This window comes from Lutimaribacter degradans (assembly GCF_023703375.1).
Taxonomy (GTDB): domain Bacteria; phylum Pseudomonadota; class Alphaproteobacteria; order Rhodobacterales; family Rhodobacteraceae; genus Lutimaribacter; species Lutimaribacter degradans.
The window spans coordinates 1-11963 of record NZ_JAMQGO010000023.1 but is presented as its reverse complement, the minus strand read 5'-3'; the positions used below and the strand labels follow the sequence as shown (position 1 = coordinate 11963).

Here is an 11963-nt window from a genome sequence, read left to right as displayed (position 1 = left end):
GGGCGTCGGTCAACCAGAAGAGATCAGACATGTTCACCGCTCGTTTTTCGAACCGTGAATCACGCCGCCTCGCAGAAATCAATGGGTCCTGACCCTAAGAAGGGAAATCCCCGATGGAAAGCACCACTTACGCCCTGCCCGCGACGCCCAAGCAGATCGCCTATGCGCGCGCGCTGGCCCTGCGCAACCAGACGCTTCTGCCGTGGGAGGTTCAGCAAGATCGGCGCTCCTTGAGCGCCTGGATCGACGCACAGGCAAAGATGAACCCGGGCGCGCAAGACAGCCGCCCGACATCAAAGCAGGTCGCCTTTGCCGAGCGTCTCGCCCGCATTAAGCGCCGCGCCGTGCCGGATGAATGTTTCCGCGACAAGGGGCTGATGTCGAAGTGGATCGACGGGAACAAGTGAAGCTGGGCAGACCCTGCGGTGATCGAGATTACTTCAGCCGATCGACAACGGATGCCTTGCTGGACCTGGCAAGCGCGATCAGGCTGGACTGGATCTTGGATGTGAAGACGGAACTGAAAGTGCCAATGGGCGTGCGGTCCTCCCAGACATAGGACCGCTCCAGAATATCCGTGTTGATCTCGTCCAGCATGACCCATTTGCGGACATGGGTCTCTAACCCCACGCGCTGCGACTCGATCTGTGGCACCTCGATAAATTTGCGCGAGGGCAAGGGCGGCTGCGTCGTGATCGGCAGGATGAACACCACGGTCTCGCTATCGGACTTGGCGACAGTGACGGCGATACAGACAGGCCGCGTCTTGCGGCCCTCGGTCTCACCCGCCATCTGCTCGCGTTTCCAAAGGAACGGATAGCGGAAAACCTCTCCAGCACTCGGCTTAGTCATCCGCCCGCGTCAAGTCCCGCTCGAGCCCTTCAATCATCAAAGCCTTGAGATCCTCTGGCATCTCGTTAACCATATGAGCCTGTTGCGTGGCCCCCCGCGCGAGCTGCTGGTACTGGTCAATGCTCATCAGCACGAATTTCGGCTTGCGGTGCTTGGTGATCGCGATCGGCGACCGAATGGCCGCGTCAAACAGGTCACTTGTATGCCGCGTCAGGTCGGCCGCCTTGAACTCGGGAAGCTCATGCATGATCGGGGTCTCCATTTGTGCAGAATATACATACATTCTGGATATTCTGCAAGAGATGGGTTGAGCCCTCCCCTTTGTCATCCGAACCGCCGCCCTCCTTCCGTGAAGGTGTATTCATTGGCGATGATGCCGTCCTCGATGGACTCGTCCGAGGTCAGGTGGTCGTAGCCGCGATAGACTGCCAGCGCGCCGTAGCGATCGAGCGTGACGAACGCCCCTGCCCGTCCGATCTCTGTCGGATGATAGATCACCGGCTGGGTTTCGATCTTTTCCATCGCGGCTTCCAACACGCCAAGTCGCGTGTCGACCTCGTCGGGCATCTCATCCTGTCCCATGTAGTCCCCTTCCAGCGCCCGATACTCGCCGAGCAGCTCGGCATGGGCCGCACCTTCATCATCCGTCATTGGTGCCGGGTCGCCGGACAGGGACCGCAGCCCGTGGCTGTAGCCGTAGGGCAGGTCAAGCGCGACCTCGATCCACTTCCAGCCCTCAACCGCAACCGCCGTCATCGCCTTGGAAGAGGTCATGCAGCGACGCGCCTCCCGCCACTTCATAGGTCTCAACACCCACAAAGACCGCGCGTCGGTCGGACGCCCGGACCGAGGTCTCGGTCAGCATGCGCCGGAGCTGGAATGGCTCCTTGTTCCAGGATGAATGGATCACATCCCAGACCTGAACCTGATGCGCGTGATCGGGGTTCACGGTGAAGGCCATGAGCTGCTCCAGCGTCATGCCACCTCGGCATAGACCTCAAGCAGGGCAGGGGCGACGGAGGCAAGTTTGAGGCGCTGCTTCACGATCTGCGGGGTCACGAAGAAGGCGGCAGCTATCTCTGCATCGCTCTGGCCCTTGTCGCGCTGGGACGCAAACGCGCGGAACTGGTCGAGAGGATGCAGGCCGACGCGCTGCATGTTTTCTGCAAGGGAATCGTCCTCGGCTAGGATGTCGGACGCAGCATCGCGCACGATGCAAGGAATGGGCGTAGTCTTCGCCAACCGCTTTTGCTTCACCAGCAAGGACAATGCCTGGAACCGGCGGCCCCCGGCCGGGATTTCGAACTTGCCGGTCTCGGTGCCATCGTCAGCCAAGACGGGCCGTACGCTCAGGCTCTGTAAGAGGCCGCAGCGGGCGATGTCTTCGGCCAATTCCTCGACGGACACACCAGCCTTGATGCGCCGCACGTTGGACTGGCTCAGCACCAGCTTGTCGAAAGGGATATCCCGTGAAGGGGACAGGGTGATTTTCTGGACAGCTTTGGTCATCAGATCTTCTCCACGACGGGGTTTCGAGGGAAAGGTTTCGTTCCAGTGGAACGAAAGCCCGAGGAACGAAGCCACTTTCCCGATCTCACTTCCCGTCACCCTCAAACCAACACTCCTTTCGCTCTCGATGATCGTATGGTTGCCAAGAGGCGACTTAACACCTGTTAAGTCAGGCCAACCGAGCACCGAAGACGTCGCAACTTAACAGCTGTTAAGCCGCACTTCGCCGACCGATCAAAGCCATGACCATCGGACCGCAAGAGAATTCGCCCGCCGCGGCCTTGGACGTCAGCGCCCGCAAGTATCCACCCGGTGACCTGATTTCGGAAAAACGTTCCAGCATGGCCACGACGACGATCGAGGCTTGCTCTGGTCCCATGCAGCGCTGCGCTTCTTTCCAAGCGGACGCACTGATCCCCATGGCCGGCCGTACATGACATGCCGCGTCAAAAAGTTGGTGCCAATGTCGAACTTCGCCCTGATAGAAAGTCTTGAGCGAAGGACAGCCGGCGATCACCAAGTGGAGTGGGATTTTCGGCACCCGCCTCGTGTCAGGCTCTTCAAGGTCAGCCACGGGCTCACCCGTATCATCATCAGCCGCGCCGCCCGCCACCCCGCCTTTTTCTAAGGCAGGTTCAAGATCTATAGATTCTTTATTTGAATTATGATGGTGACGCTCAAATTGGGCATCATTGGTGTTCATTTCTTCTGTTTCAGGACCGTCAATAACATTACGCGCCTGGTCAAGAAGGGTCTCCAGTTCAGTCCGGAATGCCGAAAGATCCTCAAGCGAAAGCTTGCGGCGAAGAGCGCTAGCTGTGAGGGCGGCCGTGTCGCGGAGCTGGTCCCATAGGCCAAGCCCGGGCTGGATCTCCTCGCCGAACTCCGCCAGAGCGGCCAAGTCGCGACGCATAAGGCTCACCACCTCCCTCAGTCGCCGCACACGGTCCTCGGCCTCACGCACAGCCTCTGCGGCCCGTGCAATTTCCTCTGCCCGGCAATAGAGCGGGGAGAGATCAAAGCCGAAGGCCACCCGATCTTCGCCACGCTTGCGCACATACCGCTTCCCATTGGGGCTATCGCGGCGCATGAGCAAGCCTGCCTCTACCAACCGGGCGAGGTGACGGCGCATCGTCGAGCAAGGCATGCCGTTCAGCCGCTCGCAGATCGCCTTGTTGGATGGGAAGACGACCATTTCTGTGTTCCCGCCAAGCGCGTCGTCCGGAAAGAAGCTGAGAAGTCCCTGAAGGACGGTCAGATCGCGCTCGGAAACCCCAAAGGCCGCCTGTGCCTTGGACAGCTCGCGGAGGAGTTCCCACTTGTTGACGGGCTTGCCGGGAACAGACGCCTCAGGACGCTCGACCACGCGCAGATGGGCGTGCGATATCGGCCGCATAAACGGCGAAATCGGTGTGTAATCCATGATGTCATTCACGAAGGCAAAATTTCCCTGGCCCGCGAATCGCTTTGCGCTTGCGGGAAAGGGGCCAGATCGCTACATTCAGAGGTGCGAAAACTGAAGTTTTGTAGCGGGCTGGTCCCATGCGAAACCTAAGAAAGGTCTCGTGAAGCTTGCTTCTCGGGGCCTTTTTCTTTTCTGCCTGTCTCGTGCCTCCTTTTTGATTGTTGCTCTTCCTCAGTCTTCCGAACGCTTCCAGCGCTCGTGAAGCTCGGCGATCAGCTGCGGGGCGTTGCCCTCAAGCCAGCTGACAAAATCGCTCTCCTCGGCCTTCAACTCGAGCTTGAGTTGCTTTCCACGACGTCCGGTCGTGACAGTGGCGGCACCGACCCCCGGAATCACCGTGCCGGGCCGCCCGCGAGGGCGAGACGAGGATGTGGTCTGTTCGGGCTTCCCTGCAGCAGAGAGGACGGCCAAAAATGCATGATCGGATTTCTCGTCAAGACCGCCCTGGTAGGATGTCTTGGCCTCACCGGCCAAAGCTGCAAGCAGTTCGCGATCGGCATCCGTAGCCCCCAGCAACTTCTTGAGCTCTTCCCACCTGGGCCGACCAATGCCCGGAGCGGCACCGATGGCGAGAACTAGGTCCTCCCCAACGGTGCGGACCACGCTTAACAGCTGCGACACTCCTGCCTCGGTCAGATTGAGAACCTCGGCGACACCCTTGTTGGTACGTTCGGATGCGCTCAAATGGTCACCGTCGAGCAAGGCGGAGGCAACAAGCGCACGTTCGATGAAGCTTAGATCCCGTCGCTCCTGGTTCTCTAACAGCTGATCACGAAGCGCCTGATCGCCCTCCATCTCTGTGACAATGGCGCGGACCTTGATCCCAAGTTCTCTGCAAGCTTCCAGCCGACGACGGCCATAGATCAGGCTGTAGCGATCACCCTCAAGCGGCCGGACGAGGATTGGTACTCGCTGTCCGTTCTTGGAAATTGACGCCTTGAGGCCCTCAGTCTCGATTTGCAGCCGGTCATCGAGCCGACCTGTGGTTTCGATTTGGTCAGGCTCGATTTCGAAAACGCCGCCGCGCAGCCTGCGCCCCTCAAGAGCGTCGGGCGCGTTGCGCAGGGTCTGCAGTGGCAGTCCCAGTTTAGGCTTTCTTGCCATTGCGTCCCCACGTGTTCTGGATGATCGCCGCGATCTCGTCGTTGACGGCGTTCATGGATTCGATTGCACGATCGAAAGTCTGACGCGTGAAGTCCTTCTTGTCGGCCTCGTAGAGCGTCTGCTTCGTCAGCCCTGCATCAGAGATCGCAGTCGACTCAACCATGTGGTTGGTCAGCACTGACCTGCCGAACAGACCCCGGATGAAAGCAATGACCTCGGTCTGCGGGGCATCACCCACCTTGTAGCGGGTCGGCAGAAAGCGCAGCCAGTCGAAGCGAAGGTTTGCGCCAGCATCACGGATGACGCCAAGCAGATCAGCGGTCATTCGCAGAAACTGCGACATGGACATCAGATCGAGCATTTGCGGGTGAACGGTAACAAGCACCCCTGAAGATGCTGAAAGGGCGGACATGGTTAAGAAGCCAAGCTGCGGCGGACAGTCGATGACGACGACGTCATAGTCCGCTTCGACACTGTCGAGCGCGTCACGCACACGGGCAAAGAATGCGCGGGCGCCGCCACGCTGGATGGCTGCCGGCGTCTCATGTTCGAATTCCATGAGCTCGAGGTTCCCGGGAATCAGGTCAAGACCACGGATGTAGGTCTTGCGGATCACGTCCGAGATCGGGACCGGTTCATCGTAGCGAACCGCATCATACAGCGTGCCACCCTCCATCAGGTCCAGCTCAGGCTGGATGCCATGCAGCGCGGAAAGGGATGCCTGGGGGTCCAGATCGATCGCAAGGACACGATATCCCTTGAGAGCCAAGCGCTGTGCAAGGTGAGCGGATGTTGTCGTTTTCCCGGACCCGCCTTTGAAGTTCACAACAGAAACAATCTGAAGCTCGTCACCGGCACGACGCCCCGGAACGTAGGTTCCAGGCTTCTTCGCGTTTGCCTCAAGGGCATGGCGAATCTCCCAGATATCATCGAGGGTATATCGCCGGTGGCTGCCCGCAGTGGTTTCGACGTCAGCGATCTTTCCTTCTCGATGAAGCTTGCGAAGGTAGGTATGATCGACGCCAAGCAACTCGGCCGCCTCGCCGCTGGTCAGGCTGCGCATGACTTTTTTGGCGTCGGGAGGGAAGTGGGCAGCACGTTGCGCATGAAGATTGGACGCAAGAAGCTCTGCGTAGTGCCCGATGGCAATGTCCAGGTCCTGCTCAGCTTCGCTCATCTCTGCCTCGATTCGTGGGCGCGTTTTTTATGTGATCGCGCGTTATTTATCGAGACTATTGCCCGAGCTATCAGATTCGTGCAAGCTCTTTCTAGATTTGGTGTGGTTCAGCCACACAGGCACAAGGGCAAGCGTCGCTTAATTCAGTCGAGCAACTCTAGCCTCTCGGCCCGCTCCAACAGCATTTTCACCGAAGACGGCTGCCATCTTGTTCGGCCACGTGGTGTGCGTTCCCGCATTGATTCCAGGCGTTCACAGATCGCCTGAAGCGTGATGTCGGGGTCCGCGCCCTTGATGGCGGCGACGATGGCGGGCAGGCGGTCGTCGGTTTCGCGGCGCCCGGCGCGGGCCAAAACTGCCTCGGGCAGAAAGCCGTCGCGGACATAGGCCTTCACGGCGCGCAAGAGACGACTTTGGGTCCAGCGACGCGCCTCGGGCAGGGGGCCGTTGATGATGCGTAACACGTCTTCCCAGGCCAAGTCGGGTCGCAACCGGCGCACATGAGGAACCCAATCTTGTGCCGTTTCGTTCAGACGCTCCATGTAGCCGTCTTGTCGTGCCAGCCGCACCTTGCGAAGAGCGGCAGGGTCTTTGGCCCGCAGCCCAGGGTTGCCGCCCACGCGGCCCTTTGTGCGTGCGCTGGCAAGGCCGGCCTTGGTGCGTTCCCTAATTAAGGCGCGCTCGAACTCGGCCGCAGCGCCCAAGACCTGCAGCGTGAACTTGCCCTGCGGGGATCCAGTGTCGATCGGGTCCTGGATCGAGCGAAAAAACGCGCCCTTGGCCTCGAGCCGCTCGATCACCTCCAGCAGATGCGACAGGGATCGCGCGAGGCGGTCAATCCGCACGACCACCAGCGTGTCGCCCTTGCCGATGCGCTCCAACACCCGCGCAAGCACCGGCCGCGCACGGTTACCGCCCGAGGCCTGTTCTTCATGGATTTCGGCGCAGCCTGCGGATTTCAGGGCCTGCGACTGGGGCAGGGGGGTCTGATCCTCGGTAGATACGCGCGCATAACCAATCATGGGCATCAAAACAGTCTTTTTGCAGTTTCATACATCGCTATTAAACGACCGTTTGTAAACGGATGCAAGGTCGCTTTCTGTGGCTCGCCTCAGCGCAATACCGTTGGTTTGCTTAGGCTGAGCGCGATGAGGGAGACCTCGCCGACCATCGCCCACGCGTGCTATATAGAGTGTGAAATGCACTCTCACAAAACCCTTGGGTAAAGTGCAGAATGCCAGTATTTTGCACATATGAAGCCTCACCCGCCTGCCTTTTCTAATGAATCTGATGCTCTCTTCCTCGACGCTGAGGAGGTGGAACAGTCGTCCGAGGACGATCTTTGGTTTCTGCCCGGTCCCATGGAAGAGGAGCCGGATTATTTGCCGCCCGGACCGCGGGCCGAACCACATGAAGCCGAGGTCCTCGACGATTGGCGGAAAGCAGAGGCGCGTCATGCCGCGCGTCTTGCCCGTGTGGCCGGTCGCGTCGGTGCGCTGGACGATCGCCTGAAGCGCAGCCCGGAAGGATGGCGGCACAGGCTTGCCCTGATCGAGGCTGCCGACCTCAGCTGGTTCGCGGGTGACCGCATCGGCCCGGATCGACTGGCGCTCTGGATCTCCATGCGCCTGTCCGGCGCGCACGACGACACCGCTGCCCTTGCACGTGTCGGTTGGGCGGTACGTCGTCTGACAGGGGGGCCAGGCCCAGAGGTGGACCTGGCCGCCTTTCTCGACCGCCGCGATCCCGAGAATATGGCAGATGAAGCCGAGCCCTTTGCGGACCGCGCGGGCGGTTGGCTCGACCTGCTGGCACAAGTCGCCGATCTTCACCCGATAACCCGCGCCTGCATGGGTTATCACCTCTGGAGCCTCGCAGGCCTTGGGCAGTACGGCGACCAGATAGAAGCGGCGGTCACGGCCGCACGGATCGCGGCAAGCGAGGGGAGAGGCGCAGTCTTTGCGCCTCTGGCCATGGGCGGGGCAGGGGGCCTGCGTGCCGGTGGCCCACCGGCTGACCGTCTAGCGCGCTGGCTTGACGGGATGGAGAACGGATGTCTGACCGCAATGCGGCACCTCGACGATATCGAGGCATGGTCAACGCGGGCGGAAACCATGATGACCCCGCTCTCTGGCAGGACGCCCCCGGCCTTACGCACTGTGCTGACGGAATGGCCGCTCGTGTCCGCTCCGATGGCGGAGACCATGACTGGCACCAGCCGCGCCGCCGTTCAGCGCAACCTCGCCTGGATGGAAACGCACGGCCTGATCCGCGAGGTGACTGGGCAGGGGCGGTACCGGATGTGGCGACCAACGAGCTGAATGCTCTGAGGTAGGCGTCAGCCATGAAGGAACAGGGTTGCTTGGCTCTCGCTAACGGTGCCGATGTGACCTTTCGGCGGGGCGCGTCAGTTTGGCCTAAGCGATATCTGAAGCTCAGATAATTCTTGGATAAAGTGTAAGCATCCGGCGTAGGCCACAGCGAGGTCAACGCGCGTGCTCACGGTCCATTTCGATGAGCTCTTGCAGGTTTTCGATCCCGAACCGAGTGAAGGCGATGACGCTGTCGTCGCCCGGGCCGTAGACCCAGATTGACCTGCCCCCGCAAAACTGGGCCATTCAGAATGAGAGTTTGTTCTTGTAACGTTCAAAACGACGAGGAGAACAGACGATGCGCAAATCACGTTTCACCGAAGAGCAGATTGTCGGGATTTTGCAGGAGTATGCTGCCGGGGCGAAGGTCTCGGAGCTGTGCCGCAAGCACGGCATGTCGGACGCCACGCTGTACAAGTGGAAGGCCAAGTATGGCGGCATGACGGTGTCCGAGCTGCGGCGGCTGAAGGATCTCGAAGCCGAGAACGCCGAGCTGAAGCGTCTCCTGGCCGACACGATGCTCGACAACGCGGGCTTGAAGGGGGGCTGCTGGCAAAAAACTCCTGACGCCTGCGCACCGCCGTGCCGCGGTGAGGAAGCTGATGGATGAACATCAGTTCACGGAACGGCGGGCGTGCAGGCTGGTCGGGATTTCGCGGTCGAGCCTGGCCTATCAGGCGCGGCCAGATCGCCACGCGCGGTTGAGAGAGCGCCTGATCACGCTGTCAGGCAAGCACCGGAGGTATGGCTACCGCATGTTGCATGCAAAGCTGGTCCGCGAGGGCTTCAGGGTGAACGTCAAGGTCGTCGAGCGGATCTATCGCGAAGAACGGCTGTGGCTGCGCCGCACGAAGCGCAAGAAGATCCCGCGCGAGGCCCGCGAAGGCAGCTGGTGCCCCATCGCGGCCAACCAGAGATGGTCGCTCGATTTCACCGGCGACGCGCTGGCCAATGGCCGCAAATTCCGCACCGCCAATCTCAAGGACGACTGCACCCGGGAGTGCCCGGCGATCGAGGTGGATTTCTCGTTGCCCGGCGAGCGGGTCGTGGACATGCTGGAGCGCGTTGCCCGCGAGCGGGGATACCCCGATATCCTGGTTGTCGACAACGGCCCGGAACTACGCGGCCGCGCGCTCGACGGATGGGCCGACGATCACGGCGTCCAACTCTATTTCATCGATCTCGGCAAGCCCACCCAGAACGCCTATATCGAAAGCTTCAACGGGCGATACCGCGAGGAATGCCTGAATCAGCACTGGTTTACCAGCATCCGCGAGGCACGCGAAATCATCGAGGCCTGGAGGATCGATTACAACGCTGAGCGCCCGCACAGCAGCCTGAAATATCAAACGCCGAGGGAGTTCGCAGCCGCGAGGCCCTTCGACAAAACGCAATGGGCGCAGCCGCTTGAGCGACTTGATGGCTCCGCGCCCGCGCCCATTGCTCACGCCGCCGAATGATGGCACACAAAAGGAGAACAGGCTCGATCTACGAGTGGCCCTCAAAAAGGGGGCAGGTCAAACGTCGCTGCTGACCGCGATGGGAGCCGACCCGGTTTCGGGGGATGACCGGGCCGAACGGCAAGATGATCGGCGGCATGGCCGACATGCGCATCGCCGGGGCATGGGTCGATGACCTGGGCCTGACGCCCGACGAGGTGGTGCAGATCGTCAGCGACACGATGGCCCGGAATCCAGATTCAAATACTTCAACCGCGCCATGAGCGACTTCGCCGGCCTCAAGGCCGCGCCGAAACTCGAACCAAGCCAGCAAAGGCGGGGCGACGACGGCGGCCAGCCCAAGCCGGCGCGCACCGTCGCTGAAATTTTCGCAGAACTCGAAGCCGAAAGAAAAATCTGATGGAACTCAATGCAGAATGGATGACCTACCTCGAACGCCGGTTGAGCCATACCATATGCAGCCGATGTTTAGAAGTTTCGATACGTACACCAGCGGTCGTTCTGGCGACTGGAATATGTATGACCCTTGCCGGCAGAAAGAATGCCGGATACTAGTCGAGTGGTTCAACCATCTACCTTGTGGACACAACACGAAGAAGGCCAAGACGAAGACAAGATGCCAAGTAAACTCTCATACTTAAATTTTCGTAGTGGGCAAGAGGTTGCATCAGCATGAACGTTGCTGTCGTTGGTTTGGGGTATGTGGGCCTCTCGAACGCCGTCTTGTTGGCTCAGCGAGTTCCGGTGACGGCGGTGGATGTGAATCCCGAGCGGGTTAAGCAGGTAAGTGAGCGACAATGCCCGATCGTGGATACGGAACTTGAGGATTATCTCAAGCATCGTGCGCTGAATCTTACGGCTACCACCCATCTAGCGAGCGCGGTAAATGATGCTGACTTTGTGGTGGTTGCCACGCCGACGGACTACGATCCGCAGAACAATTTTTTCGACACATCTTCGGTGGATAAGGTCGTTCGCGAAGTTTTGTTGCTGAACGAACGCGCCGTGGTGATTATCAAGTCGACGATACCGGTTGGCTATGTGCGCGAACTACGTGGAAATTTGAACTCAGACAGGATCATCTTCAGCCCCGAATTTCTTCGCGAAGGGCGGGCTCTTTATGACAATTTGCACCCTAGCCGTATCGTCGTTGGCGAAAGGTCTCATCGAGCGCGCGTGTTCGCAGATATGCTGCTCGATGGCGCGCTGGATGACGACGTGCCGGTACTATTCACTGACCCTGATGAAGCAGAAGCGATCAAGCTATTTGCCAACACCTATCTTGCGATGCGCGTGGCTTTCTTCAACGAGCTTGATAGCTATGCGATGGCCCATGGCATGGACACGCGTCAGATAATCGAAGGTGTTGGGCTAGATCCCAGGATCGGTAACCATTACAATAACCCTTCGTTCGGCTATGGTGGCTATTGTTTGCCAAAAGATACAAAGCAACTTTTGGCGAATTACGTGTCGGTTCCACAGAATCTGATTGGTGCCATTGTGCAAGCCAATCGTACGAGGAAAGATTTTCTCGCCGAGCAGATCGTGTCGATGGAGCCGAAGGTTGTCGGTATCTATCGCTTGGTAATGAAAGCGAACAGCGATAATTTTCGCCAAAGTTCGATCCAGGGAATAATGAAACGGATCAAGGCCAAGGGCATTGAAATTGTGGTTTACGAGCCTGAGTTGGAGGAGGAAGTGTTCTTTGGCTCGAGAGTGGTCAATGACTTCGCAGGTTTTAAGTCTGAAGTCGACGTGATTATAGCCAATCGTGTGACTGATGAACTATCGGATGTAGTTGACAGGGTGTTCACTCGAGATCTATTCGGAGCAGATTAAAGAGAATTAGAAAAATGGCAAACTTATTGAGTGGAACAAATGAGTTTTACGTTTAACCAGTTCATTTGCGCCATTTCTTAGAGCCATAGGCTCAGGACTCATAGCCAATAAATGACGAGCGCCGCGAGTGCGATGGCGGAGAGGAAGACCTTTGGGCATCTGTCGTATCGGGTCGCCACACGTCG

General features: G+C 59.2%; 13 protein-coding genes and 2 pseudogenes. 6 read left to right on the top strand and 9 right to left on the bottom strand.

Translation table 11 applies throughout. The annotated features are described in order from the left end of the window. Nucleotides 1-113: 113 nt before the first annotated feature. Nucleotides 114-407 (top strand): hypothetical protein, encoded by a 294-nt coding sequence (locus M8744_RS17445; protein ID WP_050525478.1) that lies wholly within the window; start codon nucleotides 114-116, stop codon nucleotides 405-407. A gap of 28 nt (nucleotides 408-435) precedes the next feature. Here M8744_RS17445 and M8744_RS17440 read toward each other — a convergent pair whose 3' ends face one another. The 7 genes and pseudogenes from M8744_RS17440 to M8744_RS17410 form a co-directional block, all read right to left on the bottom strand. After that, complete coding sequence (locus M8744_RS17440; RefSeq protein WP_251420028.1) at nucleotides 436-852, bottom strand: hypothetical protein; 417 nt, start codon at nucleotides 850-852, stop codon at nucleotides 436-438. Beyond that, entirely contained in the window at nucleotides 845-1114 is a 270-nt protein-coding gene (locus tag M8744_RS17435) for a type II toxin-antitoxin system prevent-host-death family antitoxin (protein WP_251420027.1), read from the bottom strand. Before M8744_RS17435 ends, M8744_RS17440 begins: the two co-directional genes overlap by 8 nt. Before the next feature lie 148 nt (nucleotides 1115-1262). Then, nucleotides 1263-2361: pseudogene (locus tag M8744_RS17430) on the bottom strand (ParB/RepB/Spo0J family partition protein); the annotation flags it as partial. A 211-nt stretch (nucleotides 2362-2572) separates the two neighbouring features. Then, nucleotides 2573-3784, bottom strand: a complete 1212-nt coding sequence (gene repC / locus M8744_RS17425; RefSeq protein WP_251420029.1) for a plasmid replication protein RepC — start codon at nucleotides 3782-3784, stop codon at nucleotides 2573-2575. A 213-nt stretch (nucleotides 3785-3997) separates the two neighbouring features. Continuing rightward, complete coding sequence (repB, locus tag M8744_RS17420; RefSeq protein ID WP_251420026.1) at nucleotides 3998-4930, bottom strand: plasmid partitioning protein RepB; 933 nt, start codon at nucleotides 4928-4930, stop codon at nucleotides 3998-4000. Continuing rightward, nucleotides 4914-6107 carry a plasmid partitioning protein RepA gene (gene repA, locus M8744_RS17415; protein ID WP_009503867.1) on the bottom strand — a complete coding sequence of 398 codons (1194 nt, stop codon included), beginning with the start codon at nucleotides 6105-6107 and terminating at the stop codon, nucleotides 4914-4916. The genes repB and repA overlap by 17 nt, the downstream gene beginning before the upstream one ends. Before the next feature lie 143 nt (nucleotides 6108-6250). Beyond that, nucleotides 6251-7135, bottom strand: a complete 885-nt coding sequence (locus M8744_RS17410; protein WP_251420025.1) for a recombinase family protein — start codon at nucleotides 7133-7135, stop codon at nucleotides 6251-6253. A gap of 225 nt (nucleotides 7136-7360) precedes the next feature. On the opposite strand from M8744_RS17410, the gene M8744_RS17405 reads away from it, so the two are divergent. Further along, nucleotides 7361-8428, top strand: coding sequence for a hypothetical protein (locus M8744_RS17405; protein WP_251420024.1), 1068 nt, complete (start codon nucleotides 7361-7363; stop codon nucleotides 8426-8428). 165 nt (nucleotides 8429-8593) lie between these two features. On the opposite strand, the gene M8744_RS17800 is transcribed toward M8744_RS17405, so the two are convergent. Further along, a complete protein-coding gene (locus M8744_RS17800) occupies nucleotides 8594-8725 on the bottom strand; it encodes a hypothetical protein (RefSeq protein ID WP_256474338.1) in 132 nt (43 codons plus the stop codon). A gap of 52 nt (nucleotides 8726-8777) precedes the next feature. Between M8744_RS17800 and M8744_RS17400 the strand changes: the two genes are divergently transcribed. The 4 genes from M8744_RS17400 to M8744_RS17385 all read left to right on the top strand — a co-directional run bounded on the left by M8744_RS17400 (nucleotide 8778) and on the right by M8744_RS17385 (nucleotide 11778). Then, a protein-coding gene (locus M8744_RS17400; RefSeq protein ID WP_251420023.1) for an IS3 family transposase occupies nucleotides 8778-9939 on the top strand; the annotation gives its coding sequence in 2 pieces (ribosomal slippage) (nucleotides 8778-9020 and nucleotides 9022-9939; 1161 coding nt in all). Between the two features lie 104 nt (nucleotides 9940-10043). Beyond that, nucleotides 10044-10202, top strand: a complete 159-nt coding sequence (locus M8744_RS17395; protein WP_251420022.1) for a hypothetical protein — start codon at nucleotides 10044-10046, stop codon at nucleotides 10200-10202. Next, nucleotides 10199-10339, top strand: a complete 141-nt coding sequence (locus M8744_RS17390; protein WP_251420021.1) for a hypothetical protein — start codon at nucleotides 10199-10201, stop codon at nucleotides 10337-10339. Before M8744_RS17395 ends, M8744_RS17390 begins: the two co-directional genes overlap by 4 nt. 272 nt (nucleotides 10340-10611) lie before the next feature. Then, nucleotides 10612-11778 carry a nucleotide sugar dehydrogenase gene (locus tag M8744_RS17385; protein ID WP_251420020.1) on the top strand — a complete coding sequence of 389 codons (1167 nt, stop codon included), beginning with the start codon at nucleotides 10612-10614 and terminating at the stop codon, nucleotides 11776-11778. Between the two features lie 98 nt (nucleotides 11779-11876). Here M8744_RS17385 and M8744_RS17380 read toward each other — a convergent pair. After that, nucleotides 11877-11963: pseudogene (locus tag M8744_RS17380) on the bottom strand (IS5/IS1182 family transposase); the annotation flags it as partial.

Coding starts and splice junctions, on each gene's coding strand:
- repA (WP_009503867.1), bottom strand. CDS start 6,107: ATGAGCGAAGCTGAGCAGGACCTGGACATTGCCATCGGGCACTACGCA.
- M8744_RS17440 (WP_251420028.1), bottom strand. CDS start 852: ATGACTAAGCCGAGTGCTGGAGAGGTTTTCCGCTATCCGTTCCTTTGG.
- M8744_RS17390 (WP_251420021.1), top strand. CDS start 10,199: ATGAGCGACTTCGCCGGCCTCAAGGCCGCGCCGAAACTCGAACCAAGC.
- M8744_RS17800 (WP_256474338.1), bottom strand. CDS start 8,725: ATGGCCCAGTTTTGCGGGGGCAGGTCAATCTGGGTCTACGGCCCGGGC.
- M8744_RS17445 (WP_050525478.1), top strand. CDS start 114: ATGGAAAGCACCACTTACGCCCTGCCCGCGACGCCCAAGCAGATCGCC.
- M8744_RS17385 (WP_251420020.1), top strand. CDS start 10,612: ATGAACGTTGCTGTCGTTGGTTTGGGGTATGTGGGCCTCTCGAACGCC.
- M8744_RS17410 (WP_251420025.1), bottom strand. CDS start 7,135: ATGCCCATGATTGGTTATGCGCGCGTATCTACCGAGGATCAGACCCCC.
- repB (WP_251420026.1), bottom strand. CDS start 4,930: ATGGCAAGAAAGCCTAAACTGGGACTGCCACTGCAGACCCTGCGCAAC.
- M8744_RS17435 (WP_251420027.1), bottom strand. CDS start 1,114: ATGGAGACCCCGATCATGCATGAGCTTCCCGAGTTCAAGGCGGCCGAC.
- repC (WP_251420029.1), bottom strand. CDS start 3,784: ATGGATTACACACCGATTTCGCCGTTTATGCGGCCGATATCGCACGCC.
- M8744_RS17395 (WP_251420022.1), top strand. CDS start 10,044: ATGACCGGGCCGAACGGCAAGATGATCGGCGGCATGGCCGACATGCGC.
- M8744_RS17405 (WP_251420024.1), top strand. CDS start 7,361: ATGAAGCCTCACCCGCCTGCCTTTTCTAATGAATCTGATGCTCTCTTC.